The following is a 25,572-nucleotide window of genomic DNA, read 5'->3' on the forward strand; positions in this document are numbered from 1 at the left end:
ACCTGTTAGTCCAGTTCGTTATCGAGATCGTTGTTACCAGCAGCCTGCGCTGGGGCACCCGCAACACGGTTGTATTTTGGGCTGAGCTGGATGTAGAGAATCGCCATCACGGCACCAATCACGCCCAGCGCAACCAGGTTGAAGTTGGTGAATGCTGCGGTGACGAAGCCGAGGTAGAAGAACGGCATCAGGTAGCCCGCGCGCATCATGTTGATGACCATCGCGTAACCTACCACGACGATCATACCGCCCGCGATGTTCAGACCGCTGGTGACCACTTCAGGAATCGCGTTCAGCATGCCCTGAACTTCACTGGTGCCGACAGAGATCGCAACGATAACCGCCGGGATTGCGATACGCATCGCCTGCAGGAACAGGGACGACACGTGGATCCAGGAGAGTGCCGTGAGGTTGCCGTTCTCGGCCGCCTTATCCGCCGCGTGCTGGAAGGCCACGGTGATGGTACGAACGATGATGGTCAGCACCTGGCCTGCTGCGGCCAGAGGAATGGCAAGGGCAATACCTGCACCAATACTCTGATGACCGGCAATAACCAGAACGGTTGAGATGATAGAGGCCAGTGCGGCATCAGGCGCAACGGCGGCACCGATGTTCATCCAGCCCAGGGCGATCATTTCCAGCGTACCACCGATGATGATACCGGTTTTCATATCACCCAGAACGGCACCGATCAACGTACAGGCCACCAGAGGGCGGTGGAACTGAAATTCATCAAGTACGGATTCCATACCCGCAATACACGCGACGATGAACACCAGCACAATCTGAAGAGTGGTAATCTCCATTGTACTTCTCCTATAACATAAGCTTTATGTGAAAAACCGGCGCGGGCTTATTTCCCAACTTTACCGATCAAATCCATCATTTTCAGTTTCTGGTCAGTGGAAACCTTACGGGCTTCCAGCTCAATACCGCGGGCATTCAGCTTGTTAAACGCCTCGATATCTTTCGCATCAACTGAAATCGCGTTGTTGACCTGCGTTTTGCCCTGACGGAAAGCCATACCGCCGATGTTCACGGAGGTGATTTTCACGCCGCCTTCAACAATGCGCTCGACGTCTGTCGGGTTAGTAAACAGGAGCATCACGCGTTCACCCGCATATTTCGGATTGTTGTAAACGCGGATCATCTTGGCGACATCCACCACGTGCGCGGTAACGCCCGGTGGTGCAACCTGAGTCAGAAGGGTTTTACGGACAGTGTCGGCGGCCACTTCGTCACTGACCACGATGATACGCTGTACGTTGGTCTCTTTGGTCCAGCGAGTCGCAACCTGTCCGTGAATCAGACGGTCATCAATACGCGCCAGGCCGATAACCATGTAATCGTTCGGTCCCATCGGTTTTGCCGGTGCTGCTGCTTTCGGTGCCGCCGCAGCCGGGGCAGGGGCGGGTTTTTCAACCGGCTGAGCCTTCAGGGCTTTCACCCCTTCGCGGCCGGTTTCAACGGCCAGCGCGACCAGCTCATCGAAGCCTGGGTTGTCGTCGCGTGCCATAAAGGTTTCCACCAGCATGGGGATGTTTACCCCGGCGACGACTTCATAATGCTCTTTATCGACGACAATGCGGCTGGCAGCATTAAACGGACTGCCGCCCCATGTATCGACGAGAAATAGCACGCCTTTGCTGGTATCCAGCTTCGCGAGTTGAGCGTTGTACTTCTCAATCAGCGTCTCGGCATTTTCACCGGGAACGAAATCGATCCAGCCGACGTTTTCCTGCTCGCCCAACAGCATCTCTGCCGTTTTGAGTAGCTGCTCAGCAGCCCAACCATGTGTGCCTATGACAATAGCAATGGTCACTTGCTACCTCCTTTTATTATCATTAATACGCCTGCCGGGCAGACGTACTGAGAATCGTATTGGCGAACCGAATCGATTCAGATAAGGGTTAGAGTTTAAAAAACTAAGACTTCCGCGAATTATTTTAGATAGTGAAAAAATAATTTATGTGATGAAGATCCGTAATTTAGCCACGCGTTACAGAATTATCTGTAGCGTATAGCCGCTGTGTTACAGAACTTTGCAAAGGAACGTAAATCTTTGCTAAAAACACAGTCTCTCTGATATGTTTAGCCTCCGTTTACTTGATCAGGAGTATAGGGCTACAGCCCACTATATGGACCGTCACCGACGTCAGTCATCTACCAGGCCATTCCGCGCCTTTTTCACCGGCGAACCACGCCACGTATCAACTCTGTCTGCCTCTTATTTGCCTACGTTGAGTGGGGCACCGTTTTGTCATTCCTTTAGCAGGAGCTTGTCATGGAATTCTTAATGGACCCGTCAATCTGGGTGGGACTGCTCACGCTGGTGGTGCTGGAGATCGTTCTCGGTATTGATAACCTGGTGTTTATCGCCATCCTTGCGGATAAGCTGCCGCCAAAACAGCGTGATAAAGCGCGTCTGATTGGGCTCTCGCTGGCGCTGGTCATGCGACTGGGGCTGCTCTCCGTGATCTCGTGGATGGTCACGCTGACCAAACCGCTGTTCTCCGTCATGGATTACACCTTCTCCGGCCGTGATTTGATCATGCTAATCGGGGGGATATTCCTGCTGTTCAAAGCGACAACAGAGCTGCATGAACGGCTGGAGAACCGGCAGCATGATGATGGTCACGGTAAGGGCTACGCCAGCTTCTGGGTCGTGGTGCTGCAAATTGTGGTGCTGGATGCAGTCTTCTCGCTGGATGCGGTGATTACCGCGGTCGGTATGGTGAACCACCTGCCGGTGATGATGGCGGCTGTCGTGATTGCGATGGCGGTGATGCTGCTGGCCTCGAAACCGCTGACGCGCTTCGTCAACCAGCATCCGACGGTGGTCGTGCTCTGTCTGAGCTTCCTGCTGATGATTGGTTTGAGCCTGGTGGCGGAAGGTTTCGGCTTCCATATTCCGAAAGGCTACCTGTACGCCGCGATTGGCTTCTCGATCCTGATCGAACTGTTCAACCAGATTGCGCGCCGTAACTTTATTAAGCAGCAGTCAAATCAGCCGCTGCGCGCCCGTACGGCGGACGCCATTCTGCGCCTGATGGGCGGACGCCGTCAGGTGAACGTCCAGTCTGACCCTGAAAACCGTAACCCGGTGCCGGTTCCGGAAGGGGCGTTTGTGGAAGAAGAACGCTACATGATTAACGGCGTGCTCTCCCTGGCTTCCCGCTCGCTGCGCGGCATCATGACGCCGCGCGGGGAAATTAGCTGGGTCGATGCAAACCTGAGCGTGGATGAAATTCGTCAGCAATTGCTCTCATCTCCGCACAGCCTGTTCCCGGTATGCCGCGGTGAGCTGGATGAAATCATCGGCGTGGTTCGGGCGAAAGAGATGCTGGTGGCGCTGGAAGAGGGCGTCAACGTGGAGGCCATTGCAGCTTCGTCGCCAGCGATTGTCGTACCGGAAACGCTGGATCCGATCAACCTGCTGGGCGTATTGCGTCGCGCGCGCGGTAGCTTTGTTATCGTCACCAACGAGTTTGGTGTGGTACAGGGGCTGGTGACGCCGCTGGACGTGCTTGAAGCGATTGCCGGTGAATTCCCGGATGAAGACGAAACGCCTGAGATTGTGGCCGACGGCGAAGGCTGGCTGGTCAAAGGTGCGACCGACCTGCACGCGCTCTCGCATACGCTGGGGCTGGAAAACGTGGTTAACGATGAAGAAGACATCGCAACCGTGGCGGGGCTGGTTATCGCCGTAAACGGTCAGATCCCCCGCGTCGGGGATGTGATCGAGCTTCCTCCATTGCACATCACTATCGTTGAAGCTAACGACTACCGCGTCGATCTGGTCCGCATTGTTAAAGAACAGTCTGCACACGACGAAGACGAATAAGTCTGCTTAACGGGTACGATGTGCCCGTTACGATCTTCTGGCGGGGAAGATTTTCCCGCCAGCCATTGTGGCTACTACCGCGCCTGCTTCTCTCTCAACCCGTTCGCTATTTAGCCGCTGCCTGATGTCAGGCCGAGCGCGAGCAGCCGCGACCGTAAAAGTGTAGTGGGGAAAGAAGAAGGAGACGAGAATGAAGGGAGAAATTCGCCCATCCGTTGCGGATGGGCGAAAGAGAGGATTAGTCGCACTGCACCTTAATGGCCAGACCGCCGCGCGACGTTTCACGGTACTTCGCGTTCATGTCTTTGCCGGTTTCGTACATGGTTTCGATAACCTTATCCAGCGACACGCGTGGTTCGCTGGTACGGCGCATCGCCATGCGTGAGGCGTTAATCGCTTTGACGGAGGCAATCGCGTTACGCTCAATGCACGGCACCTGCACCTGGCCTGCGACCGGATCACAGGTCAGACCGAGGTTATGCTCCATGCCAATTTCCGCAGCCACGCAAACCTGTTCAGGGCTTGCGCCCAGCAGCTCTGCCAGACCGGCCGCCGCCATGGAGCAGGCCACGCCTACTTCACCCTGACAGCCCACTTCAGCGCCTGAAATGGACGCGTTCATCTTGTACAGCGCGCCGATAGCGCCTGCCGCGAGGAAATAACGGATATAAATATCCGGCGTCACAGGCTCGATAAAGTGATCGTAGTAGGCCAGCACAGCCGGAACGATCCCGCACGCACCGTTGGTTGGCGCAGTCACGACGCGCCCCCCTGCGGCGTTCTCTTCGTTCACCGCCAGAGCAAACATGTTCACCCAGTCAACCACGTTCATCGGGTCGTTAGAGAATTTGTCCGTGGTCACCAGCATACGGCGCAGGGCAGAGGCACGACGCGGCACGCGCAGTGGCCCTGGCAGTACGCCTTCGGTGTTCATCCCGCGATCGATACAGGCGCGCATGGTTTGCCACACGTTGGCAAAATAGTCTTCGATCTCTTTTTTGCTGTGCAGCGCCAGCTCGTTCTGCATCACCATGCCGGACAGCGACAAACCGGTCTCTTTGCAGTAGCCCAGCATCTCGGTGGCCGATTTGAACGGATAGGGCACGTTCACGTCGCCCGCGCTCTCTTTACCGAAATGCTCTTCGTCAACGATGAAGCCACCGCCGATGGAGTAGTAGGTTTTGCTGTAGATCTCTTTTTCGCCGCTCCAGGCGTGGATAGTCATGCCGTTTTCATGCAGCGGCAGGTTGTCGCTGCGAAAACGCATGCCGTCATCCTGCGGAAAATCCACTTCGTGCTGACCGTTAGCCAGCAGCAGGCGACCGCGCGCTTCCACGTCGCGGATGAATGCCGGGATGGCATCAATATCAACAGTGTCCGGCATATTGCCCGCCAGACCCATAATAATGGCGATATCGGTGTGGTGGCCTTTACCCGTTAATGACAGTGAACCGTAAACGTCTACGGCGACACGGGTAACGCTTTCCAGTAATCCTTTTTCGACCAGATCATCGACGAACTGTTTACCGGCCTTCATCGGCCCTACAGTGTGGGAAGAAGAAGGACCAATCCCCACTTTGAACATGTCGAATATACTAATCACTTTCACACTCCTGACAGGGTTACCGGGGTTCCAGTAACGATGTTATAACTGCGCATAGTGTAAGAGGGAACACCAACCTCGGCTTAACTATTCACATGAATTAAACTAATGGTTAACGATGGGTTTTGCTAATAGCGCGACGCGGATCGCAAACCTGCAAAAAAGGCTGGAATGTAAAGTATAGTCAAGGCTTCAGGCCGATTTGTAGCGCCAGTTCACGAATGATGCCCGCCGTCATGCCCCAGACAAAATAATGCTGATACCAGGACAACCAGACCCGATGGTCATGCCCCCGGCGATGGATATCCAGCGGATGGTAGCGGCTTAGCCGGAGCGCCTCTTCAAGCGGCATCTCAAACACCGCAGAGACTTCGTCGACGCTGGCGTGATACTGAAGATTGGGGGGGATAATGCCGACTACCGGGGTGACCTGAAAGCCGGTCACGCTGTCGACGGGCGGCAGCACGCCGATGACTTCCACCGCGTCAGGCGGGATCGCCACCTCCTCCTGCGCTTCCCGCAGCGCGGCGGCAATCAGCGACGCATCGGTGCTGTCCACCGCCCCTCCCGGAAAGGCCACCTGACCGGCGTGTTTGCGCATATGCGGCGAACGCTGCGTAAGCAGCAGGCCCGGCTGTTCCCGGCGCACCACCGGGATCAGCACCGCCGCCTGACGCTGATTCAGCGTGGCGCGGTTGACCTGCGGCCGTAGCAGCTGAAAGCGCGACAGAAAATCATCCAGCGTCAGGTTCTCTTTCTCCACCGTTAGTTCTCCAGTTGCTTCAGGATGCGGTTCACCTTATCAAAGGTTTCCTGATATTCCGCCTCGACCTGGCTGTCCGCCACAATGCCGCCGCCCGCAGAACAGTACAGATTGCCGCCGCAGGCCGTCAGCGTGCGAATGGTAATGCTGGTATCCATGGTGCCGCACAGGCTGATATAGCCGATGCTGCCGCACCAGGCGTTGCGGCGGTGCGGTTCCAGTTCGTCGATGATTTCCATGGCGCGAATTTTTGGCGCACCGGTGATGGAGCCACCCGGGAACGCGGCCCGGAGCAGATCGCAGGCGGTGCGAGAGGCGGGCAGACGCGCGGTGATGGTACTGACCAGATGATGCACTGCCGGGAAAGGTTCGACGACGAACAACTCCGGCACGCGCACGCTGCCTGGTTCGGCGACCCGGCCAATATCGTTACGCATCAGGTCGACAATCATCAGGTTTTCGGCGCGATCCTTCGGTGACCCGGCGAGTTTCTCCGCCTGCTGGCGATCGGCGTCCGGATCGGCAAGGCGCGGCAGCGTGCCTTTAATCGGGCGGGTCTGAATCGTCCCTTCCGCCAGATGGATAAAACGCTCCGGCGACAGGCTGAGGATGGCCCCCTGTTCCAGACGTACAAACGCGCTGAACGGAGCCCTGTTGCTGGCATTGAGACGGGTAAACGCCTGCCACTCGTCCCCCTGGTATGCTGCCTGGAAACGCTGGGCAAGGTTAACCTGATAGCAGTCGCCGCTTTGCAGATAGGCCTGCACGCGGGAGAATTTTTCCGCGTATTCCAGCGCGGTCATGTTCGAGCGCCAGCCGGAGGTCAGGGTGAACGCTTCAGCTGGAGCAGGCTGTTGTGCCTCAAGCCAGGCCAGACGCGCCTGCACGTCATCATGGCTCAGCAGGGAGACCCTTTTTTTCTGGTGGTCCACAATCAACGCCCAGTCATACAGCCCCACGGCCATGTCCGGCAGGGCAATATCCGCCTGCGCATGCTCGGGCAGCACCTCGAAGCGGCGACCCAAATCGTAGCCAAACAGGCCCAGCGCGCCGCCCTGGAAGGGCAGGTCCAGGTTAGGGGTAGCGGATAAGCCCAGCGCGTTGATTTCCTGCTGAAGCTGCATCAGCGGATCGTCCGTCGTCGACAGATCGTCGGTCGTCAGCGTTTTCAGGGGATCGGCCACCAGAATATCGAAGCGGCTGTACGGGTGATCCGCATGGCCGGAGTGCAGCAGCATGGCAAAAGGAAGATGGCTCAGACGGGCAAACCAGAACTCAGCGGCGTCAGCGCGCCAGGGTAAGGTAACAACAGTGGGGAAGCGCATGTTCATGTATGGCATACTACCGGGCAGCGTGAAATAATTAGCGCGAATAATTTAGCAGGAGTTGACGATGTTTGCAGGTTTACCTTCTCTGAGCCATGAACAGCAGCAGAAAGCGGTTGAGCGAATTCAGGAACTGATGTCCCAGGGGATGAGCAGCGGACAGGCGATTTCCCAGGTGGCGGAGGAGCTGCGCGCCACCCATACCGGCGAGCGGATCGTGGCGCGTTTTGAGGATGAAGATGAAGAGTAATCGGGCTTAAACCGCCGCGATAATCTTGATCTCAACCTTGTATTCCGGTTTCATCAGCGTGGCCTGTACGGTGCAGCGTACAGGCGCGTGACCCGCTACCACCCACGCATCCCAGGCTTTGTTCATCGCCGCGAAATCGTCTTTATTTGCCAGGAAAATGGTCGCATCCAGAATGCGGGATTTATCGCTGCCCTGTTTTTCCAGCACGGCATCAATCTGCGCCAGGGTATTCGCCGTCTGTTCGAACGCATCCGCCTCCAGATTTGACGGTACACCGGTGTAATACAGCGTCTGGTTATGGATCACCACATCAGACCAGCGGGCTTCGGCATCAATGCGCACAATTGTCATAAACGTTTCCTCGTTATTTTTCGTCGTCAGGCGGCAAGACTGCCATATTGTTCTGCCGTCGTCACTATTTGGGGTGGCACAGGAGAAGATGGGCTGACATAATCCCTGTGCAAAAATACAGTGAGAGAGCAACGTGGCAGACGATTTTTCCCCTGAAGGTCAATTAGCGCAGGCGATCCCCGGCTTCAAGCCCCGTGAGCCTCAGCGACAGATGGCGCACGCCGTTGCCCGCGCCATTGATAAGGCCCAGCCGCTGGTGGTTGAAGCCGGAACCGGCACGGGTAAGACCTATGCTTACCTTGCGCCGGCGCTGCGGGCGAAAAAGAAAGTGATAATTTCCACCGGATCGAAAGCGCTGCAGGATCAGCTCTACAGCCGCGATCTGCCTACCGTAGCAAAAGCGCTGAAATACAAAGGACGCCTGGCACTGCTGAAAGGGCGATCGAACTACCTTTGCCTGGAGCGACTTGAACAGCAGGCGCTGGCCGGCGGCGATCTGCCGGTACAAACACTGAGCGACGTCATTATCCTGCGCGCCTGGGCGAACCAGACCGAAGAGGGCGATATCAGCACCTGCGCGAGCGTGCCGGAAGACTCCCCGGCCTGGCCGCTGGTGACCAGCACCAACGACAACTGCCTCGGCAGCGACTGCCCGCTGTATAAAGACTGTTTTGTGGTGAAAGCGCGCAAAACCGCGATGGACGCAGACGTGGTGGTAGTGAACCACCACCTGTTCCTCGCGGACATGGTGGTTAAGGACAGCGGTTTCGGCGAGCTGATTCCGGAGGCGGACGTGATGATCTTCGATGAAGCCCATCAGTTGCCGGATATCGCCAGCCAGTATTTCGGCCAGTCGCTCTCCAGCCGCCAGCTACAGGATCTGGCGAAAGATTTTACCATTGCCTACCGGACCGAACTTAAAGATACCCAGCAGTTGCAGAAGTGCGCCGACCGTCTGGCGCAAAGCGCGCAGGATTTCCGCTTACAGCTTGGCGAGCCGGGCTATCGCGGCAACCTGCGCGAACTGCTGGCGGACAAAAATATCCAGCGCGCGCTGCTGCTGCTCGATGATGCACTTGAGCTCTGCTACGACGTGGCGAAGCTGTCCCTCGGACGCTCCGCGCTGCTTGACGCCGCCTTCGAACGCGCCACGCTCTATCGCGGGCGGCTCAAACGGCTAAAAGAGATCAACCAGCCGGGGTACAGCTACTGGTATGAATGCACCTCGCGCCACTTTACCCTGGCGCTCACGCCGCTGACGGTGGCCGATAAATTCAAAGAGGTGATGGCGCAGAAGCCGGGAAGCTGGATCTTCACTTCCGCAACCCTGTCTGTAAATGACGATCTGCATCACTTCACCGAGCGCCTCGGTATTGAGCAGGCGGAATCACTGCTGCTGCCCAGCCCGTTTGATTACGAAAAGCAGGCGCTGCTCTGCGTGCCACGCAATCTCCCGCTGCCGAACCAGCCGGGCGCGGCGCGGCATCTCGCGGCGATGCTCAAGCCGATGATTGAGGCCAACAACGGGCGCTGCTTTATGCTCTGCACCTCACACGCCATGATGCGCGATCTCGCCGAGCAGTTTCGCGCCACCATGACCCTCCCGGTGCTGCTGCAGGGCGAAACCAGCAAAGGCCAGCTGCTGCAGCAGTTCGTCAGCGCCGGTAATGCCCTGCTGGTGGCAACCAGCAGCTTCTGGGAAGGGGTGGACGTGCGCGGCGACACGCTCTCGCTAGTGATCATCGATAAGCTGCCGTTCACGTCGCCGGACGATCCTCTGCTCAAGGCGCGGATGGAAGACTGCCGTCTGCGCGGCGGCGATCCGTTTGACGAGGTTCAGCTGCCGGATGCGGTCATTACGCTTAAGCAGGGGGTAGGGCGCTTAATCCGTGACGTCACTGATCGCGGCGTGCTGGTCATCTGCGATAACCGCCTGGTGATGCGTCCTTACGGCGCAACGTTCCTCGCCAGCCTGCCGCCCGCCCCGCGTACGCGGGACATTAAACGCGCGGTGCGTTTCCTGGCAAACCCAACGGCGGAGTAATTCGCTCCGGAGTGTGCTAAGATGCGCGCCATTTTGTGACTGACCCTTGCGAGAGCGCGACGACTGATGCGAATTCTGGCTATTGATACCGCGACAGAGGCTTGCTCTGTTGCTCTGTTAAACGACGGTGCTGTTTCTGCTCATTTCGAAGAGTGTCCACGGGAACACACCCAGCGTATTCTGCCCCTGGTAAAAGCCATTTTAACCCAGGGCAACACCACCTTAACCGACCTCGACGCGCTGGCCTTTGGCCGCGGCCCCGGCAGCTTTACGGGCGTGCGCATTGGGATTGGCATCGCGCAGGGGCTGGCGCTGGGCGCTGACCTGCCGATGATCGGCGTCTCTACGCTTGCGACGATGGCGGAGGGAGCCTGGCGCATGACGGGCGCGACCCGCGTGCTCGCCGCTATTGACGCTCGCATGGGTGAAGTTTACTGGGCGGAATATACCCGCGATGAAAACGGCGTGTGGCACGGCGAAGAGACGGAAGCAGTGCTTAAGCCTGAAGCCGTTACTGAACGCCTGAAGCAGCTGTCCGGCGAGTGGGCGACGGTCGGCACGGGCTGGCCGGCGTGGCCAGAGATGGCGAGCGGCACCGGCGTGACGCTGGTGGACGGCAACATGCTCCTGCCTGCGGCGGAAGATATGCTCCCGATTGCCCGTCAACTGCTTGCAGCAGGAAAAACCGTTGCCGTTGAACATGCGGAGCCGGTTTATTTGCGAAACACCGTCGCGTGGAAGAAACTTCCGGGCCGCGAATGAATCTCAGTAACAGGAACTGAGAAAAAGGAGTCGCATCATGGCGGTTCAGACTAAAGTAGTACGCCTTTTTATGGCAGGCGCGGTTGCCATAGCACTGAGCGGTTGCGTAACCGTACCTGATGCGATCAAGGGCAGCAGCCCGACGCCACAGCAGGATCTGGTTCGGGTAATGAATGCGCCCGAGCTTTACGTCGGCCAGGAAGCCCGCTTCGGTGGGAAAGTGATCGACGTGCAGAACCAGCAGGGGAAAACCCGTCTGGAAATTGCCACGGTACCGCTCGACAGCGGCGCGCGTCCCGTACTCGGTGAAGCCTCTCGCGGGCGTATCTATGCCGACGTTAGTGGTTTCCTCGACCCGGTCGATTTTCGCGGACAGCTGGTAACCGTTGTCGGGCCGATTACCGGTTCGGTGCAGGGCAAAATCGGCAACACGCCGTACAAATTTATGACCATGCAGGTGAACGGCTATAAGCGCTGGCGTATCGCCCAGCAGGTGGTGATGCCGCCTCAGCCAATCGACCCGTGGATGTGGGGTCCACATCCTTATCGTTACGGTTATCCGGGATGGGGCTGGTATAACCCGGGCCCTGCACAGGTGCAAACGATCGTAACTGAGTAACTTACTGTTATTGTTAAGAAAGAGACAGCGGCTCAGCCGCTGTCTCTGTTTTTTTACGGATAAAACGAAAAAAAAGAGTGACGCGCTTCGCAACCTGCAATCTGAACAATTAATAAACTGGTACGCTGAGTTAATATAATGTTAACAAACTGTTTATTATCGGGGCTGTGATGACGACGAACACTCATTTCAGAGGTGATGCATTGCAAAAGGTTTGGCTTAACCGTTATCCCGCAGATGTGCCTGCGGAGATCAATCCTGACCGTTATCAATCCCTGGTGGAATTATTTGAGCACTCGGTAAGACGTTACGCAGACCAGCCCGCGTTTGTGAATATGGGCGAGGTGATGACGTTCCGTAAGCTTGAGGAGCGTAGCCGGGCGTTTGCGGCTTATCTGCAGGAAGGACTTGGGCTGCAAAAAGGGGATCGCGTCGCGCTGATGATGCCGAACCTGCTGCAATACCCGGTGGCGCTGTTTGGCATCCTGCGTGCCGGGATGATTGTGGTCAACGTTAACCCGCTTTACACGCCGCGCGAGCTGGAACATCAGCTGAACGACAGCGGGGCGGTGGCGATTGTCATAGTTTCTAACTTTGCCCATACCCTGGAAAAAGTGGTCGACAAAACCCAGGTGAAGCACGTCATCCTGACGCGCATGGGCGATCAGCTTTCCACCGCCAAAGGGACGCTGGTCAACTTTGTCGTTAAATACGTCAAACGTCTGGTACCAAAATACCACCTGCCGGATGCTATCTCCTTCCGCCGCGCGCTGCATGCGGGCTATCGCATGCAGTACGTCAAGCCTGAAGTCGTCTCCGAAGACCTGGCCTTCCTGCAATACACAGGCGGCACCACCGGCGTGGCCAAAGGGGCGATGCTGACCCACCGCAACATGCTGGCGAACCTTGAGCAGGTTAATGCCACCTACGGGCCGCTGCTGCATCCGGGTAAAGAGCTGGTAATCACCGCGCTGCCGCTGTATCACATCTTCGCGCTGACCATGAACTGCCTGCTGTTTATCGAGCTGGGCGGGCAAAACGTATTGATCACCAACCCGCGCGATATCCCGGGTCTGGTGAAAGAGCTGGCAAAATACCCGTTTACCGCCATGACCGGGGTGAACACCCTGTTTAACGCGCTGCTTAACAACAAAGAGTTCCAGCAGCTTGATTTCTCCACGCTCCATCTCTCCGCGGGCGGCGGCATGCCGGTTCAGCAGGCGGTGGCCGAGCGCTGGGTGAAGCTAACCGGGCAATATCTGCTGGAAGGCTACGGCCTGACGGAATGTGCCCCGCTGGTGAGCGTCAACCCGCACGATATCGACTACCACAGCGGCAGCATCGGCCTGCCGGTCCCGTCGACGGAAGCAAAGCTGGTGGATGATGAGGATAACGAAGTGCCTCACGGCGAGCCGGGCGAACTGTGCGTCAGAGGGCCGCAGGTAATGCTGGGTTACTGGCAGCGTCCTGATGCGACCGACGAAATCATTAAAGACGGCTGGCTTCACACCGGCGATATTGCGGTGATGGATGACGAAGGCTTCCTGCGCATCGTCGATCGCAAAAAAGATATGATCCTGGTCTCCGGCTTCAACGTCTATCCGAACGAAATCGAAGACGTGGTGATGCAGCACAGCGGCGTGCTGGAAGTGGCGGCGGTGGGCGTTCCTTCCGGCAGTAGCGGTGAAGCGGTGAAGATATTTGTGGTCAAGAAAGATCCTTCTCTTACCGAGGAAGCGCTGATAACGTTTTGTCGCCGTCAGCTGACGGGCTATAAGGTGCCGAAGCTGGTGGAATTCCGCGATGAGCTGCCGAAATCCAATGTCGGGAAGATATTACGACGAGAATTACGTGACGAAGCCCGTGCCAAAGTAGACAATAAGGCCTGAGCTTCACGTTAATCGCCCAGACGCCGGTTAAGCCGGCGTTTTTTATGGGCGCAAACAAAAGAGAATCCGATTTGAATTACCAGATGATCACGACCAACGACGAGCTGGCTTCGCTGTGCGAAGTGACGCGCGACTTTCCTGCCATCGCTCTGGATACCGAGTTTGTCCGTACTCGCACCTATTATCCACAGCTGGGTTTGATACAGATGTACGACGGTAAGCACGTCTCGCTGATCGACCCGCTCGGCATTACCGACTGGGCGCCGATGCGTGACCTGCTGCTGGATACTGCGGTAACGAAATATCTGCACGCGGGCAGTGAAGATCTGGAAGTTTTTCTTAACACCTTTGGCATCATGCCTCAGCCGCTGATTGATACGCAGATCCTCGCGGCGTTCAGCGGTCGTCCGCTGTCGTGGGGCTTTGCCGCCATGGTGGAGGAGTACACGGGCCTGACGCTGGATAAAAGTGAATCCCGTACCGACTGGCTGGCGCGTCCGCTTACCGAGCGTCAGCTGGAATATGCGGCGGCAGACGTGTTTTACCTGCTGCCGATTGCCGGACAGCTGATGAAAGAGGCGGAAGCCTCCGGCTGGCTGTCTGCCGCGCTGGACGAGTGCCGTATGACGCAGCAGCGTCGCCGGGAAGTGGTTGACCCGAAAGAGGCCTGGCGTGATATCACCAACGCCTGGCAGCTTCGCACGCGTCAGCTGGCCTGCCTGCAGCTGTTAGCGGACTGGCGTTTGCGTAAAGCGCGCGAGCGCGATCTAGCCGTGAATTTTGTGGTGCGTGAAGAGCATCTCTGGGCGGTCGCGCGCTATATGCCGGGCAGCCTGGGCGAGCTGGACAGCATTGGCCTTTCCGGCAGCGAGATCCGTTTCCATGGTAAAACCCTGCTGGCGCTGGTCGCCAAAGCGCAGGCGCTGCCGGAGGACGCACTGCCTGAGACGCTGCTGAATCTCATGGATATGCCGGGCTATCGTAAAGCATTTAAGGATATCAAAGCGCTGGTGCAGGATGTCGCAACGGAAAGCAAGCTGAGCGCTGAACTGCTGGCGTCACGCAGACAGATTAACCAGCTGCTGAACTGGCACTGGAAGCTGAAACCGCAGAATGGCGTGCCGGAACTGATGGCTGGCTGGCGCGGGGTATTGATGGCCGATCGCCTGAATACCTTGCTGGAAGGTTATCCGCGATAAAAATATGCCGGGCGATATACCCGGCATATTCTCCCCGGTGGCGCTGCGCTTACCGGGGCTACGACACCAGGAACCTACGGACGCGACTCTTCCGCTTCCGGAAGCGTTACGTTCAGCTCCAGAATCGAAATATCCCCGTCTTTTTGCTCCAGCTGTACGGTGACCATCTCCGGGTCAATCTGCACATACTTACAGATCACTTCCAGGATGTCCTTGCGCAGCTGCGGCAGGTAGTGAGGCTCGGCGTCGCTACGACGACGCTCCGCAACGATAATTTGCAGGCGTTCTTTTGCGATGTTGGCGGTGCTTTTTTTCCGCGAGAGAAAAAAGTCCAGTAATGCCATAACTTATCCTCCGAACAGGCGTTTGAGGAAACCTTTCTTCTCTTCTTCAATGAAGCGGAAAGGACGTTCTTCTCCCAGCAGACGGTCAACGGTATCGGCGTAAGCTTTACCTGCATCTGCCGTTGTATCAAGGATCACGGGCTCGCCCTGGTTAGAGGCGCGTAACACGGACTGGTCTTCCGGGATAACGCCAACCAGTTTAATGCGCAGGATCTCCAGCACGTCTTCCATGCTCAGCATGTCACCTTTGTTTACGCGACCCGGGTTATAGCGGGTCAGCAGCAGGTGCTCTTTGATCGGATCCTGGCCATTTTCCGCACGGCGGGATTTGGAGGCCAGAATACCGAGAATACGGTCGGAGTCACGCACGGAGGAGACTTCCGGGTTGGTGGTGATGATCGCTTCATCAGCAAAGTAGAGCGCCATCAGGGCACCGGTTTCAATGCCGGCAGGGGAGTCACAGACGATGAAGTCGAACTCCATTTTTTTCAGCTCGTCGAGCACCTTTTCCACGCCTTCACGGGTCAGGGCATCTTTATCACGCGTCTGAGAAGCCGGAAGAATGAAGAGGTTCTCGGTGCGCTTGTCTTTAATCAGCGCCTGGTTCAGCGTGGCATCGCCCTGAATGACGTTCACGAAGTCATATACGACGCGACGCTCACATCCCATGATGAGGTCGAGGTTACGCAGACCGATATCGAAGTCGATAACGACGGTTTTCTTTCCCTTCTGGGCCAAACCAGTAGCGATGGCCGCGCTGGAGGTGGTCTTGCCAACGCCTCCTTTACCCGAAGTAACAACAATAATGCGTGCCATAGAAATTCCTTGTTAAAAAGGGATTAATTCAACGGTTGAACGGTCAACGCGTCGTCTGCCAGAAGCAGGCGAGCCGCTTTGCCATAAAATTCGGCTGGGATCTTGTCGCTCAGCCAATATTCACCTGCGATGGACACCAGTTCCGCCGTCAGGTGAGTACAAAATATTTGCGCGTCCCGATCGCCACTTGCACCCGCGAGCGCACGTCCACGCATCATACCGTAAACGTGAATATTGCCATCTGCAATAAGCTCTGCGCCAGCGCTGACGTGGCTTGTAACAATTAGATCACAGTTTGGCGCATAAATGCGCTGACCGGAACGAACCGGCACATCAATCATTCGCGTTTTTGTGAGAGCGGTAACGTTTTGCGCCGCAGGAGGGGGCGTTTGTACGGCAGCGGGTGCTGCACGTGGGGTTTTTTCTTTGCCTTCATTAAGAAGAGGCAGCCCCGCACGGTCGATTTCCGCTTTCAACTCGGGATCTTTGCAGCCGCTGATGCCGACAATACGCAGCCCGGTAGAGGAGACCGCCTGCTGGAGACGTGTCCAGTTAACCGGCGCCTCAAGACCGCTGACGTTGATGACGACGGGGGCGTGCTTCAGAAAGGCGGGAGCCTGGGCGATTTTGTCTTCTAACGCCTGACGAATAACCTCGGGTTTTGCATCATGCAAATGAACCACTGATAAGGTGAAGCTACTGCCTTTAAGCTCGATGGGCGTGTTTGACATCCTGGCCTTACTCAATTTGCTATTAACCGCAACCATTCGCTGCGATATTCCGAAGAGTATCAGGCATGTTATAGTCAGGAGTATATTGAGGCAAGCAACCACCCATTAATTCAGAGTAAAAACATGTTTTGTGTGATCTACAGAAGTACAAGCCGTGACCAGACCTATCTTTATGTCGAAAAGAAAGACGATTTTTCACGCGTGCCGGAAGAATTAATGAAGAACTTTGGCCGACCACAGCTGGCGATGCTGCTGCCGCTGGACGGCCGTAAGAAACTGGTGAATGCCGATCTGGAAAAAGTGAAAACGGCATTAGCCGAGCAGGGCTATTATTTACAGCTTCCACCGCCGCCTGAGAATTTATTAAAACAGCACCTCGAGGCGTCCGGGAAAAAATAGCCTCAGCTGTTTTCGGGCATAACACATCAACCGATTAGGGGTCGAGCATGTATCAACATCATAACTGGCAAGGTGCATTACTGGATTATCCCGTCAGCAAAGTGGTCTGCGTGGGCAGCAACTATGCGAAGCATATTCAGGAGATGGGCAGCGCAACCCCAGAAGAGCCGGTCCTGTTTATTAAGCCCGAGACGGCGCTATGCGACATCCGCCAGCCGCTGGCGCTGCCGCAGGGGCTGGGGTCGGTACATCACGAAGTAGAGCTTGCCGTGCTGATCGGCGCCACGCTGCGCCAGGCTTCCGAAGAGCATGTCGAGAAAGCGATTGCCGGCTACGGCGTGGCGCTGGATCTGACCCTGCGCGACGTGCAGGGCAAAATGAAGAAGGCAGGGCAGCCGTGGGAAAAAGCCAAAGGCTTTGATAACGCATGTCCGATTTCAGGGTTTGTTCCGGTGAATGAATTTACCAACGATCCGCAGGACACTCCGCTCAGCCTGAAGGTTAACGGCGAGATCCGCCAGCAGGGCACCACGGCAGATATGATCCACAAGATCGTGCCGCTGATCGCCTACATGAGCCGTTTCTTCACCCTGAAGCCGGGCGATGTGATCCTCACCGGCACGCCGGAAGGCGTGGGCCCGCTCGCCAGCGGCGATGAGCTTGAGGTCGGTTTTAACGGTCTGTCGCTAAAAACCCGCGTGCTGTAACCGCATCTTGCCGCCTGCAAAGGGCGGCAAAACTTGCAACCACGTGCCAGACTCGTTATAAGGTGCGCTTTCTTTTGACGTGTGGACATCCTGATGAACGACATTCCTTTCTGGCAAAGCAAAACTCTTGACCAAATGACCGACGCGGAGTGGGAATCGTTGTGCGACGGCTGCGGGCAGTGCTGCCTGCACAAGCTGATGGATGAAGACTCCGATGAGATCTATTTCACCAACGTCGCCTGCAGGCAGCTGAACATTAAAACCTGCCAGTGCCGCAACTACGAACGCCGCTTCGAGTTCGAGCCGGACTGCATCAAGCTCACCCGTGAAAATCTGCCGACTTTTGAGTGGCTGCCGCACACCTGCGCGTATCGCCTGCTGGCGGAAGGGAAAGATCTACCGGCCTGGCATCCTCTGCTGACCGGTTCAAAAGCGGCGATGCACGGCGAGCGTATCTCGGTACGCCACATTGCGGTGAAGGAGTCCGAGGTACGGGACTGGGAAGATCACATCATGAATCACCCTAATCGGTGATAATAAAAAACCCGCCGTGGCGGGTTTTTGCTTTTACCTTCCAAACAAATCGCGTTTCTTCGGTTTGAACGGCTGAGCGATCAGCACCAGCAGCGCCACGACGAAGTAGGCCACAAAAATGCCCACCAGCCACTGCGGCATCTCCAGCGTCAGGAATTCCCACTGACGTACGGAGCAGTCACCGGATGCGACAAACACCTGCGGAAGCCACTTATCCAGCGGCAGCCAGCTCGGGAAGCGGGCGGCGAAATCACAGGTCATAAACGGTGACGGATGCAGCTGCATCATGGTGTGCTGCCAGGAAAGCTCAATCCCTTTCCAGGCGCTGTACAGCCAGATGGCAATACCGACGTAGCGCAACGGCGTTTTTGGGGCAATTGCGCCCACCAGGCCTGCACCCATAATGCCGAACAGCGCGCAGCGCTCGTAGATGCACAGCACGCAGGGCTTGAGTCCCATCACGTGCTGGAACCACAGCGCAACCATTTCCAGCGCAAAGGCGGTCAGGGCCATCAACAACCACGCTCCGCGACCGCGGGAGCACTGGTTTAAAAATCTCAACATAATCATTTCCCTGGAACATGCTTAGAAAGCGCAGTGTAAACGAATTTTAATGCGCCGCAAGTATACCCGCTTGTAGCAGCCATTGCGTACAGGGAACGAGAGTAATTTTGATGCACAGCAAACCAACAACGGTGAGCACCAGCGTGTACGGCAGCGCCATCCAGACCATTCTTCCATAAGAAAGCCGTATGAGCGGCGCCAGCGCCGAGGTCAGCAGGAAGAGAAATGCCGCCTGGCCGTTCGGTGTTGCAACGGAGGGCAGGTTTGTTCCGGTGTTGATGGCCACCGCCAGCAGGTCGAACTGCCCGGTACTGACGATCCCTTGCTCCATCGCCGCTTTGGCCTCATTGATATACACCGTCCCGACAAAAACGTTATCGGAAATAGAGGACAACAGACCGTTAAATAGATAGAACAGCGTAAGCTGCGAGTCCGGCGAGGCCTGAAGCACAAACGCGATAATCGGTGCGAAAAGGTGTTGGTCAATAATCACCGCCACGACTGCAAAAAAGACCGCCAGCAGCGCGGTAAACGGCAGGGCTTCGGTAAAGGCTTTACCAATAGCATGTTCGTCCGTTACCCCGCTAAAGGTGGTGGCAAGAATAATGACGGAGAGGCCAATCAACCCGACTTCGGCAAGATGCAACGCCAGCGCGGCGATAAGCCAGATGCCGATGATCCCCTGCGCAATCAGACGCAGCGTCTCCTGGCGCGTACGCTGTTTGCGGCTCTGCTCGTCAAATTTATGCAGTTCTTTGCGGACCGGTTCAGGCAGCTGTGTGCCGTAGCCGAACAGCCTGAATTTTTCGACCAGAATGCAGGTCGCTAACCCGCAGATCAGCACAGGCACGCTGACGGGGGCCATGCGCAGGAAAAACTCGCCAAAATGCCATTCAGCCGCTTTCGCGATGATCAGGTTTTGCGGCTCGCCCACCATGGTCATCACGCCGCCCAACGCCGTACCGACCCCTGCGTGCATCATCAGGCTGCGCAGAAACGCGCGGAACTGTTCCAGCACGTCGCGGTTATGCGCCTCGACGTGGCTATCGTCCTGTAAATCCTCACTTGGGCGAGAGGAGGCCACGCGGTGATAAATGCCGTAAAATCCGACGGCGACGCTGATCACCACCGCGACAACGGTGAGCGCATCCAGGAAGGCCGACAGAAAGGCGGCGGCAAGGCAAAACGCCAGCGAGAGGATCGTTTTTGACGTAATGCTCAGCAGCAGGCGGGTAAAGATAAAAAGCAGCAGCTGTTTCATAAAGTAGATACCGGCCACCATAAAAATGAGTAGCAGGAGCACTTCCAGATTGGAGGCCAGCTCTGCTTTTACATGCTCTGCGGACGTCATGCCGATGACAACGGCTTCAAACGCCAGCAAACCGCCGGGCAGCAGGGGATAACACTTCAGCGCCATGGCCAGGGTGAAGATAAATTCTGCCACCAGCAGCCACCCGGCGATAAACGGATCCACGCTAAAAATGATGGGATTAACGACCAGGAAAACCAGCAGTATCAGTTTGTACCAGTCAGGAGAATGACCTAAAAAATTGCGCCACAGCGCGCGCCCAAAAGAAATTTCCACAACAGACGTCCTTCCCGTTAAGTAATACAAAACATCAGTATACGCAAAAATCGCGGCCCGGAGGCGGATAAGACCGCATTGTAAATTTCACAAAAATGAAACGGCGATCCCTCTTTTCTCACTTTGCCGCGCTACCTGCCGTTGCACGCCTCTGGTATGATGAGTCCAATTTGCAAAAAGCTGTGTAATGGAAATCTCACTATGGTCATTAAGGCGCAGAGCCCGGCGGGTTTCGCGGAAGAGTACATCATTGAAAGCATCTGGAATAATCGTTTCCCTGCGGGGTCCATTCTTCCGGCTGAACGCGAACTCTCTGAACTGATTGGCGTCACTCGCACCACGCTGCGTGAAGTGCTTCAGCGACTGGCGCGTGATGGATGGTTGACGATCCAGCACGGCAAGCCAACAAAGGTAAACAACTTCTGGGAAACCTCGGGGCTGAACATTCTTGAAACGCTGGCGCGCCTCGACCACGAAAGCGTGCCGCAGCTGATTGATAATCTGCTCTCCGTGCGCACCAACATCGCGACTATTTTTATTCGTACCGCTTTCCGTCAGCATCCTGAAGATGCGCTTGCGGTGCTGGCCAGCGCGAATGAAGTTGAAGATCACGCCGACGCCTTTGCCACCCTCGATTACAACGTGTTTCGCGGCCTGGCGTTTGCCTCCGGCAACCCGGTTTACGGCCTGATCCTCAACGGTATGAAAGGGCTCTATACCCGCATTGGTCGTCACTACTTCGCTAACCCTGAAGCCCGCAGTCTGGCGCTGGGCTTCTACCATAAGCTGAGCAAGCTCTGCACCGAAGGCCTGCACGATCAGGTTTATGAAACCGTACGCCGCTACGGCCACGACTCCGGTGAAATCTGGCACCGTATGCAGAAAACGCTGCCGGGCGATTTGGCGATTCAGAGTCGCTAAAATAAAAAACCTCTCAATCGAGAGGTTTTTTTTCGCCCGGTGGCGCTACAGCGTATTCAACCGCGCCGGGCAGCGTTCCAGCAGCTCCACGCTGCCGTCCTCATTTTGCTGCTCCAGCTGCACGTCAAAGCCCCACAGGCGGTGCACGTGCTTCAGCACCTCTTTACGTCCTTTATCCAGCGGCGCGCGGTTGTGCGGAATATAGCGCAGCGTCAGGGAGCGGTCGCCGCGCAGGTCCACGTTCCACACCTGAATATTGGGTTCAAGGTTGCTCAGGTTGTACTGGGAGGAGAGGCGCGAGCGGATCTCCCGGTACCCTTCCTCGTTGTGGATCGCGGAGATCTCCAGATAGTTGTTGCGGTCATCATCCAGCACGGTGAAGAAGCGGAAATCGCGCATGATCTTCGGCGACATGAACTGGCTGATAAAGCTCTCATCCTTAAAGTCGCGCATCGCAAAATGCAGCGTTTCCAGCCAGTCAGAACCGGCGATATCCGGGAACCAGTACTTGTCCTCTTCCGTTGGCGACTGGCAGATGCGTTTAATATCCTGGAACATCGCAAAGCCCAGCGCATACGGGTTAATCCCGCTGTACCACGGGCTGTTGTAGGGCGGCTGGAACACCACGTTAGTATGGCTGTGGAGGAATTCCATCATGAACCGCTCGGTGACTTTCCCCTCGTCATACAGATGGTTGAGAATGGTGTAGTGCCAGAATGTTGCCCAGCCTTCGTTCATCACCTGGGTCTGTTTCTGCGGATAGAAATACTGGCTCACCTTACGCACGATACGCAAAATCTCGCGCTGCCACGGCTCCAGCAGCGGGGCGTTCTTCTCCATAAAATAGAGCAAGTTTTCCTGCGGCTCGGACGGGTAACGACGCGCTTCGGCAATCGTTTTTTCCTCCTCACGCTTCGGCAGGGTGCGCCACAGCATGTTCACCTGGCTCTGCAGATACTCCTCGCGGCTTTTCTGTCGGGCTTTCTCCTCCTGCAGAGAGATTTTCTGCGGGCGTTTATAGCGGTCCACGCCGTAGTTCATCAGCGCGTGGCAGGAGTCGAGCAGCTTCTCTACCTCATCCACGCCGTAGCGCTCTTCACAGTCGGTAATGTATTTACGCGCGAAGATCAGGTAATCGACGATGGAGCTGGCGTCCGTCCAGCTGCGGAACAGATAGTTATTTTTAAAGAAGGAGTTATGGCCGTAGCAGGCGTGCGCCATCACCAGCGCCTGCATGGTAATGGTGTTCTCTTCCATCAGATAGGCGATACACGGGTTGGAGTTAATGACGATCTCATACGCCAGCCCCTGCTGGCCGTGCTTGTACAGCCGCTCCGTTTCAATGAATTTTTTACCAAACGACCAGTGCGGATAGTTGATCGGCATCCCGACGCTGGAGTAAGCATCCATCATCTGTTCGGAGGTAATCACCTCAATCTGATGGGGATAGGTATCCAGGCGATACAGTTTTGCCACCCGGTCGATTTCGGCGAGGTAGACATCCAGCAGCTCGAAGGTCCAGTCGGGTCCATCGCTCAGACGTGTGTTGTCCTTGTTCAGGGAATCAATAGTAGCCATTAGCGCGCCCTCGTTGTGGGTGCTCTCTCTGTCTGGAGAGCCTCCTTTCAAGCATAGATCAACGTGTTAAAAAGCGTGCTGGCGCAGAAATTTTTTCTTTGCGATTTCCCGTTTTTGATACGGCAAAAAAAGCGCACTCATCAGAATTTTATGCTGGTTAAAAATAAAGCTCAGCAGGAGATCCCAAATTATCCCTGTCCCCTGATGCTGGGGGATGTGTGAGGTAAGTCACCATAAAAAAGTCGTATGTTGAATAATATTTTCAACTAGGTTATCAATCTGTAATTAGATGATTGTTCTTTTGCTCATAATGGAGTGGCTATGCGTGTTGTCATACTGGGAAGTGGTGTCGTTGGCGTAACCAGCGCCTGGTATTTAAGTCAGGCGGGACATGAGGTTACCGTTATCGATCGTGAATCCGGCCCGGCGCTTGAAACCAGTGCGGCAAATGCCGGTCAAATCTCTCCTGGCTATGCGGCCCCGTGGGCGGCGCCCGGCGTGCCGCTGAAGGCAATCAAATGGATGTTCCAGCGCCACGCGCCGCTGGCCATCAGCCTTGACGGCACGCAGTTCCAGCTGAAGTGGATGTGGCAGATGCTGCGCAATTGCGACACCCGGCACTACATGGAAAACAAAGGCCGCATGGTGCGTCTGGCGGAATACAGCCGTGACTGCCTCAAAGCCTTGCGCGCATCGACGGGGATTGAGTACGAAGGCCGTCAGGGCGGCACGCTGCAGCTGTTCCGCACCGAGCAACAGTATGAAAACGCCACCCGCGATATCGCCGTGCTGGAAGATGCCGGTGTACCGTATCAGCTGCTGGAAGCCAGCCAGCTGGGGCAGGTGGAACCCGCGCTGGCCGAAGTGGCCCACAAGCTGACCGGCGGTCTGCGTCTGCCGAATGACGAAACCGGCGACTGTCAGCTCTTTACCCAGCGTCTGGCACAGATGTGCGAGCAGGCTGGGGTGAAATTCCGCTTTAATACATCCGTCGACAAGCTGCTGTCGGAAGGCGAAAAAATTTACGGCGTGAAGTGCGGCGACGAGGTGATAAAGGCGGATGCCTACGTGATGGCGTTTGGTTCCTACTCCACCGCCATGCTGAAAGGCATCCTCGATATTCCGGTCTACCCGCTCAAGGGCTACTCATTGACTATCCCGGTGAAAGAGGAGAGCGGGGCGCCCGTGTCAACCATCCTGGATGAAACCTATAAAATCGCCATTACCCGCTTCGATAACCGTATTCGCGTCGGCGGCATGGCGGAGATTGTCGGCTTCAACACCGAGCTGCTGCAGCCGCGTCGTGAAACGCTGGAGATGGTGGTGGGCGATCTCTTCCCGCGCGGCGGGTTTGTGGAACAGGCGACGTTCTGGACCGGCCTGCGTCCGATGACCCCGGACGGCACGCCAATCGTGGGCCGCACGCCATACAAAAATCTGTGGACCAATACCGGACACGGCACGCTCGGCTGGACGATGGCCTGCGGCTCGGGCCAGCTGCTGAGCGACCTGATTTCCGGGCGCACGCCGGCAATTCCGTTTGACGATTTAAGTGCTGCGCGCTATCAATCAGGATTTACGCCATCGCGTCCTCAGCACCTGCACGGCGCGCATAATTAAGGAGTTGTCATGTCCCGTCCTGTTCTGGCTCAGCTGGATCTGCAGGCCCTGAAGGAAAACCTGCAAATTGTTCGCCGGGCAGCACCTGGTTCGCGCGTCTGGTCAGTCGTCAAGGCAAACGCCTACGGCCACGGTATTGACCGTATATGGAGCGCGCTCGGCGCGACCGACGGTTTTGCGTTACTCAATCTGGAAGAGGCAATCCTGCTGCGCGAGCGCGGCTGGAAAGGGCCTATTCTGCTGCTGGAGGGGTTCTTCCACGCGGACGATCTGCCGCTGCTGGATAAGTATCGCCTGACCACCAGCGTTCACAGCAACTGGCAGATTAAAGCCATTCAGGATGCGAAGCTCCACGCTCCGCTGGATATTTATCTCAAGGTGAACAGCGGCATGAACCGCCTGGGCTTCCAGCCCGAGCGGGTGCATACGGTCTGGCAGCAGCTGCGTGGCCTGAAAAACGTCGGCGAAATGACGCTGATGGCGCACTTTGCCGATGCGGAAAAACCGGACGGCATTGCTGATGCTATGGTCCGCATTGAGCAGGCGGCTGAAGGGCTCGATTGTCCGCGCTCCCTGTCGAACTCGGCGGCGACGCTTTGGCATCCTGAAGCCCACTATAACTGGGTGCGTCCGGGGATCGTTCTGTACGGTGCATCACCCTCAGGCCAGTGGCAGGATATTGCCAACAGCGGCCTGAGGCCGGTCATGACCCTGCGCAGCGAGATCATCGGCGTGCAGACGCTGAAGGCGGGCGACACGGTAGGCTACGGCAGCCGCTTCCGGGCGAAGGGCGAGCAGCGGATTGGCATCGTCGCGGGCGGTTATGCCGACGGCTATCCGCGTATCGCGCCGACCGGCACGCCGGTCTGGGTGGATGGGGTGCGCACGGGCACGGTAGGCACCGTATCAATGGATATGCTGGCCGTTGACCTGACGCCATGCCCGCAGGCGGGCATCGGTTCACCGGTCGAGCTGTGGGGCAACGAAATCAAAATTGATGACGTGGCGGCCGCGGCGGGAACGGTAGGGTATGAACTGATGTGCGCCCTGGCACCAAGAGTGCCGGTTGTGACGGTGTAACTTGTATCTTTGCCGGGTGACGCGAAGCCGCCACCCGGTAAAAA

The 25,572-nt window shown here is 56.6% G+C and carries 25 protein-coding genes; 13 read left to right on the forward strand and 12 right to left on the reverse strand.

What is annotated here, in order from left to right; all coding sequences use genetic code 11:
• Positions 1-5: 5 nt before the first annotated feature.
• Both manY and manX read right to left on the reverse strand, forming a co-directional pair.
• Positions 6-806, reverse strand: coding sequence for a PTS mannose transporter subunit IIC (gene manY, locus IM303_RS16195; RefSeq protein ID WP_003859914.1), 801 nt, complete (start codon positions 804-806; stop codon positions 6-8).
• Between the two features lie 47 nt (positions 807-853).
• Positions 854-1,822, reverse strand: coding sequence for a PTS mannose transporter subunit IIAB (gene manX, locus IM303_RS16200; RefSeq protein ID WP_028013533.1), 969 nt, complete (start codon positions 1,820-1,822; stop codon positions 854-856).
• 462 nt (positions 1,823-2,284) lie between these two features.
• Between manX and yoaE the strand changes: the two genes are divergently transcribed.
• Entirely contained in the window at positions 2,285-3,844 is a 1,560-nt protein-coding gene (gene yoaE, locus IM303_RS16205; RefSeq protein ID WP_028013532.1) for a CNNM family cation transport protein YoaE, read from the forward strand.
• A gap of 238 nt (positions 3,845-4,082) precedes the next feature.
• Here the strand turns inward: yoaE and sdaA are convergent, their stop codons facing one another.
• The 3 genes from sdaA to pabB all read right to left on the reverse strand — a co-directional run bounded on the left by sdaA (position 4,083) and on the right by pabB (position 7,541).
• Positions 4,083-5,447 (reverse strand): L-serine ammonia-lyase, encoded by a 1,365-nt coding sequence (sdaA, locus tag IM303_RS16210; RefSeq protein WP_028013531.1) that lies wholly within the window; start codon positions 5,445-5,447, stop codon positions 4,083-4,085.
• 184 nt (positions 5,448-5,631) lie between these two features.
• Complete coding sequence (locus tag IM303_RS16215) at positions 5,632-6,210, reverse strand: CoA pyrophosphatase (RefSeq protein WP_028013530.1); 579 nt, start codon at positions 6,208-6,210, stop codon at positions 5,632-5,634.
• A gap of 2 nt (positions 6,211-6,212) precedes the next feature.
• Positions 6,213-7,541 (reverse strand): aminodeoxychorismate synthase component 1, encoded by a 1,329-nt coding sequence (gene pabB, locus IM303_RS16220; protein WP_048998671.1) that lies wholly within the window; start codon positions 7,539-7,541, stop codon positions 6,213-6,215.
• 61 nt (positions 7,542-7,602) lie between these two features.
• Between pabB and IM303_RS16225 the strand changes: the two genes are divergently transcribed.
• Positions 7,603-7,785: a YoaH family protein gene (locus IM303_RS16225; protein ID WP_008500497.1), complete on the forward strand. Its 183-nt coding sequence runs from the start codon at positions 7,603-7,605 to the stop codon at positions 7,783-7,785.
• 6 nt (positions 7,786-7,791) lie between these two features.
• On the opposite strand, the gene IM303_RS16230 is transcribed toward IM303_RS16225, so the two are convergent.
• Entirely contained in the window at positions 7,792-8,136 is a 345-nt protein-coding gene (locus IM303_RS16230; RefSeq protein ID WP_048998672.1) for a RidA family protein, read from the reverse strand.
• A gap of 133 nt (positions 8,137-8,269) precedes the next feature.
• Between IM303_RS16230 and IM303_RS16235 the strand changes: the two genes are divergently transcribed.
• The 5 genes from IM303_RS16235 to rnd all read left to right on the forward strand — a co-directional run bounded on the left by IM303_RS16235 (position 8,270) and on the right by rnd (position 14,649).
• Entirely contained in the window at positions 8,270-10,180 is a 1,911-nt protein-coding gene (locus IM303_RS16235; protein WP_023293935.1) for an ATP-dependent DNA helicase, read from the forward strand.
• Between the two features lie 66 nt (positions 10,181-10,246).
• Positions 10,247-10,942: a tRNA (adenosine(37)-N6)-threonylcarbamoyltransferase complex dimerization subunit type 1 TsaB gene (gene tsaB / locus IM303_RS16240; RefSeq protein ID WP_047367799.1), complete on the forward strand. Its 696-nt coding sequence runs from the start codon at positions 10,247-10,249 to the stop codon at positions 10,940-10,942.
• A 37-nt stretch (positions 10,943-10,979) separates the two neighbouring features.
• Positions 10,980-11,561, forward strand: a complete 582-nt coding sequence (locus IM303_RS16245; protein ID WP_041909497.1) for a Slp family lipoprotein — start codon at positions 10,980-10,982, stop codon at positions 11,559-11,561.
• A 203-nt stretch (positions 11,562-11,764) separates the two neighbouring features.
• Positions 11,765-13,450: a long-chain-fatty-acid--CoA ligase FadD gene (gene fadD, locus IM303_RS16250; RefSeq protein WP_072252102.1), complete on the forward strand. Its 1,686-nt coding sequence runs from the start codon at positions 11,765-11,767 to the stop codon at positions 13,448-13,450.
• Between the two features lie 71 nt (positions 13,451-13,521).
• Positions 13,522-14,649, forward strand: coding sequence for a ribonuclease D (rnd, locus tag IM303_RS16255; RefSeq protein WP_193360083.1), 1,128 nt, complete (start codon positions 13,522-13,524; stop codon positions 14,647-14,649).
• Between the two features lie 74 nt (positions 14,650-14,723).
• Here the strand turns inward: rnd and minE are convergent, their stop codons facing one another.
• Genes minE through minC form a run of 3 tightly spaced genes read right to left on the reverse strand, consistent with a single transcriptional unit; the run spans position 14,724 to position 16,540 of the window.
• On the reverse strand, positions 14,724-14,993 hold the full coding sequence (gene minE, locus IM303_RS16260) for a cell division topological specificity factor MinE (protein WP_010432714.1): 270 nt from the start codon (positions 14,991-14,993) through the stop codon (positions 14,724-14,726).
• A 3-nt stretch (positions 14,994-14,996) separates the two neighbouring features.
• Positions 14,997-15,809, reverse strand: a complete 813-nt coding sequence (minD, locus tag IM303_RS16265; protein WP_028013522.1) for a septum site-determining protein MinD — start codon at positions 15,807-15,809, stop codon at positions 14,997-14,999.
• Between the two features lie 23 nt (positions 15,810-15,832).
• Positions 15,833-16,540, reverse strand: coding sequence for a septum site-determining protein MinC (gene minC / locus IM303_RS16270; RefSeq protein ID WP_028013521.1), 708 nt, complete (start codon positions 16,538-16,540; stop codon positions 15,833-15,835).
• A gap of 123 nt (positions 16,541-16,663) precedes the next feature.
• On the opposite strand from minC, the gene IM303_RS16275 reads away from it, so the two are divergent.
• From IM303_RS16275 to IM303_RS16285, 3 genes are all read left to right on the forward strand, one after another.
• On the forward strand, positions 16,664-16,939 hold the full coding sequence (locus IM303_RS16275) for a YcgL domain-containing protein (protein ID WP_041909499.1): 276 nt from the start codon (positions 16,664-16,666) through the stop codon (positions 16,937-16,939).
• A 47-nt stretch (positions 16,940-16,986) separates the two neighbouring features.
• On the forward strand, positions 16,987-17,646 hold the full coding sequence (locus IM303_RS16280; protein WP_028013519.1) for a fumarylacetoacetate hydrolase family protein: 660 nt from the start codon (positions 16,987-16,989) through the stop codon (positions 17,644-17,646).
• Positions 17,647-17,739: 93 nt separating this feature from the next.
• The gene (locus IM303_RS16285; RefSeq protein WP_028013518.1) at positions 17,740-18,180 is read left to right on the forward strand and encodes a YcgN family cysteine cluster protein; all 441 of its coding nucleotides are present in this window, start codon (positions 17,740-17,742) and stop codon (positions 18,178-18,180) included.
• Between the two features lie 33 nt (positions 18,181-18,213).
• Here the strand turns inward: IM303_RS16285 and dsbB are convergent, their stop codons facing one another.
• Positions 18,214-18,744, reverse strand: a complete 531-nt coding sequence (gene dsbB / locus IM303_RS16290) for a disulfide bond formation protein DsbB (protein ID WP_028013517.1) — start codon at positions 18,742-18,744, stop codon at positions 18,214-18,216.
• 46 nt (positions 18,745-18,790) lie between these two features.
• The gene (gene nhaB / locus IM303_RS16295) at positions 18,791-20,329 is read right to left on the reverse strand and encodes a sodium/proton antiporter NhaB (protein WP_193360084.1); all 1,539 of its coding nucleotides are present in this window, start codon (positions 20,327-20,329) and stop codon (positions 18,791-18,793) included.
• Between the two features lie 201 nt (positions 20,330-20,530).
• Between nhaB and fadR the strand changes: the two genes are divergently transcribed.
• On the forward strand, positions 20,531-21,250 hold the full coding sequence (gene fadR, locus IM303_RS16300; RefSeq protein ID WP_028013515.1) for a fatty acid metabolism transcriptional regulator FadR: 720 nt from the start codon (positions 20,531-20,533) through the stop codon (positions 21,248-21,250).
• Between the two features lie 45 nt (positions 21,251-21,295).
• On the opposite strand, the gene IM303_RS16305 is transcribed toward fadR, so the two are convergent.
• Positions 21,296-22,828 carry a SpoVR family protein gene (locus IM303_RS16305; protein ID WP_023293929.1) on the reverse strand — a complete coding sequence of 511 codons (1,533 nt, stop codon included), beginning with the start codon at positions 22,826-22,828 and terminating at the stop codon, positions 21,296-21,298.
• Positions 22,829-23,149: 321 nt separating this feature from the next.
• On the opposite strand from IM303_RS16305, the gene IM303_RS16310 reads away from it, so the two are divergent.
• Together IM303_RS16310 and dadX are read left to right on the forward strand one after the other, a co-directional pair.
• Complete coding sequence (locus IM303_RS16310; RefSeq protein ID WP_041909503.1) at positions 23,150-24,448, forward strand: D-amino acid dehydrogenase; 1,299 nt, start codon at positions 23,150-23,152, stop codon at positions 24,446-24,448.
• 9 nt (positions 24,449-24,457) lie between these two features.
• The gene (gene dadX, locus IM303_RS16315; RefSeq protein ID WP_028013513.1) at positions 24,458-25,528 is read left to right on the forward strand and encodes a catabolic alanine racemase DadX; all 1,071 of its coding nucleotides are present in this window, start codon (positions 24,458-24,460) and stop codon (positions 25,526-25,528) included.
• The last annotated feature ends 44 nt before the right edge of the window (positions 25,529-25,572 follow it).

This window comes from Enterobacter cloacae complex sp. P38RS, from assembly GCF_014930775.1.
GTDB lineage: Bacteria > Pseudomonadota > Gammaproteobacteria > Enterobacterales > Enterobacteriaceae > Enterobacter > Enterobacter bugandensis.

Coding starts and splice junctions, on each gene's coding strand:
- tsaB (WP_047367799.1), top strand. CDS start 10,247: ATGCGAATTCTGGCTATTGATACCGCGACAGAGGCTTGCTCTGTTGCT.
- IM303_RS16245 (WP_041909497.1), top strand. CDS start 10,980: ATGGCGGTTCAGACTAAAGTAGTACGCCTTTTTATGGCAGGCGCGGTT.
- IM303_RS16230 (WP_048998672.1), bottom strand. CDS start 8,136: ATGACAATTGTGCGCATTGATGCCGAAGCCCGCTGGTCTGATGTGGTG.
- fadR (WP_028013515.1), top strand. CDS start 20,531: ATGGTCATTAAGGCGCAGAGCCCGGCGGGTTTCGCGGAAGAGTACATC.
- IM303_RS16285 (WP_028013518.1), top strand. CDS start 17,740: ATGAACGACATTCCTTTCTGGCAAAGCAAAACTCTTGACCAAATGACC.
- pabB (WP_048998671.1), bottom strand. CDS start 7,541: ATGAACATGCGCTTCCCCACTGTTGTTACCTTACCCTGGCGCGCTGAC.
- minE (WP_010432714.1), bottom strand. CDS start 14,993: ATGGCATTACTGGACTTTTTTCTCTCGCGGAAAAAAAGCACCGCCAAC.
- IM303_RS16305 (WP_023293929.1), bottom strand. CDS start 22,828: ATGGCTACTATTGATTCCCTGAACAAGGACAACACACGTCTGAGCGAT.
- IM303_RS16310 (WP_041909503.1), top strand. CDS start 23,150: ATGCGTGTTGTCATACTGGGAAGTGGTGTCGTTGGCGTAACCAGCGCC.
- yoaE (WP_028013532.1), top strand. CDS start 2,285: ATGGAATTCTTAATGGACCCGTCAATCTGGGTGGGACTGCTCACGCTG.
- dsbB (WP_028013517.1), bottom strand. CDS start 18,744: ATGTTGAGATTTTTAAACCAGTGCTCCCGCGGTCGCGGAGCGTGGTTG.
- dadX (WP_028013513.1), top strand. CDS start 24,458: ATGTCCCGTCCTGTTCTGGCTCAGCTGGATCTGCAGGCCCTGAAGGAA.
- minD (WP_028013522.1), bottom strand. CDS start 15,809: ATGGCACGCATTATTGTTGTTACTTCGGGTAAAGGAGGCGTTGGCAAG.
- minC (WP_028013521.1), bottom strand. CDS start 16,540: ATGTCAAACACGCCCATCGAGCTTAAAGGCAGTAGCTTCACCTTATCA.
- IM303_RS16280 (WP_028013519.1), top strand. CDS start 16,987: ATGTATCAACATCATAACTGGCAAGGTGCATTACTGGATTATCCCGTC.
- IM303_RS16275 (WP_041909499.1), top strand. CDS start 16,664: ATGTTTTGTGTGATCTACAGAAGTACAAGCCGTGACCAGACCTATCTT.
- manY (WP_003859914.1), bottom strand. CDS start 806: ATGGAGATTACCACTCTTCAGATTGTGCTGGTGTTCATCGTCGCGTGT.
- IM303_RS16225 (WP_008500497.1), top strand. CDS start 7,603: ATGTTTGCAGGTTTACCTTCTCTGAGCCATGAACAGCAGCAGAAAGCG.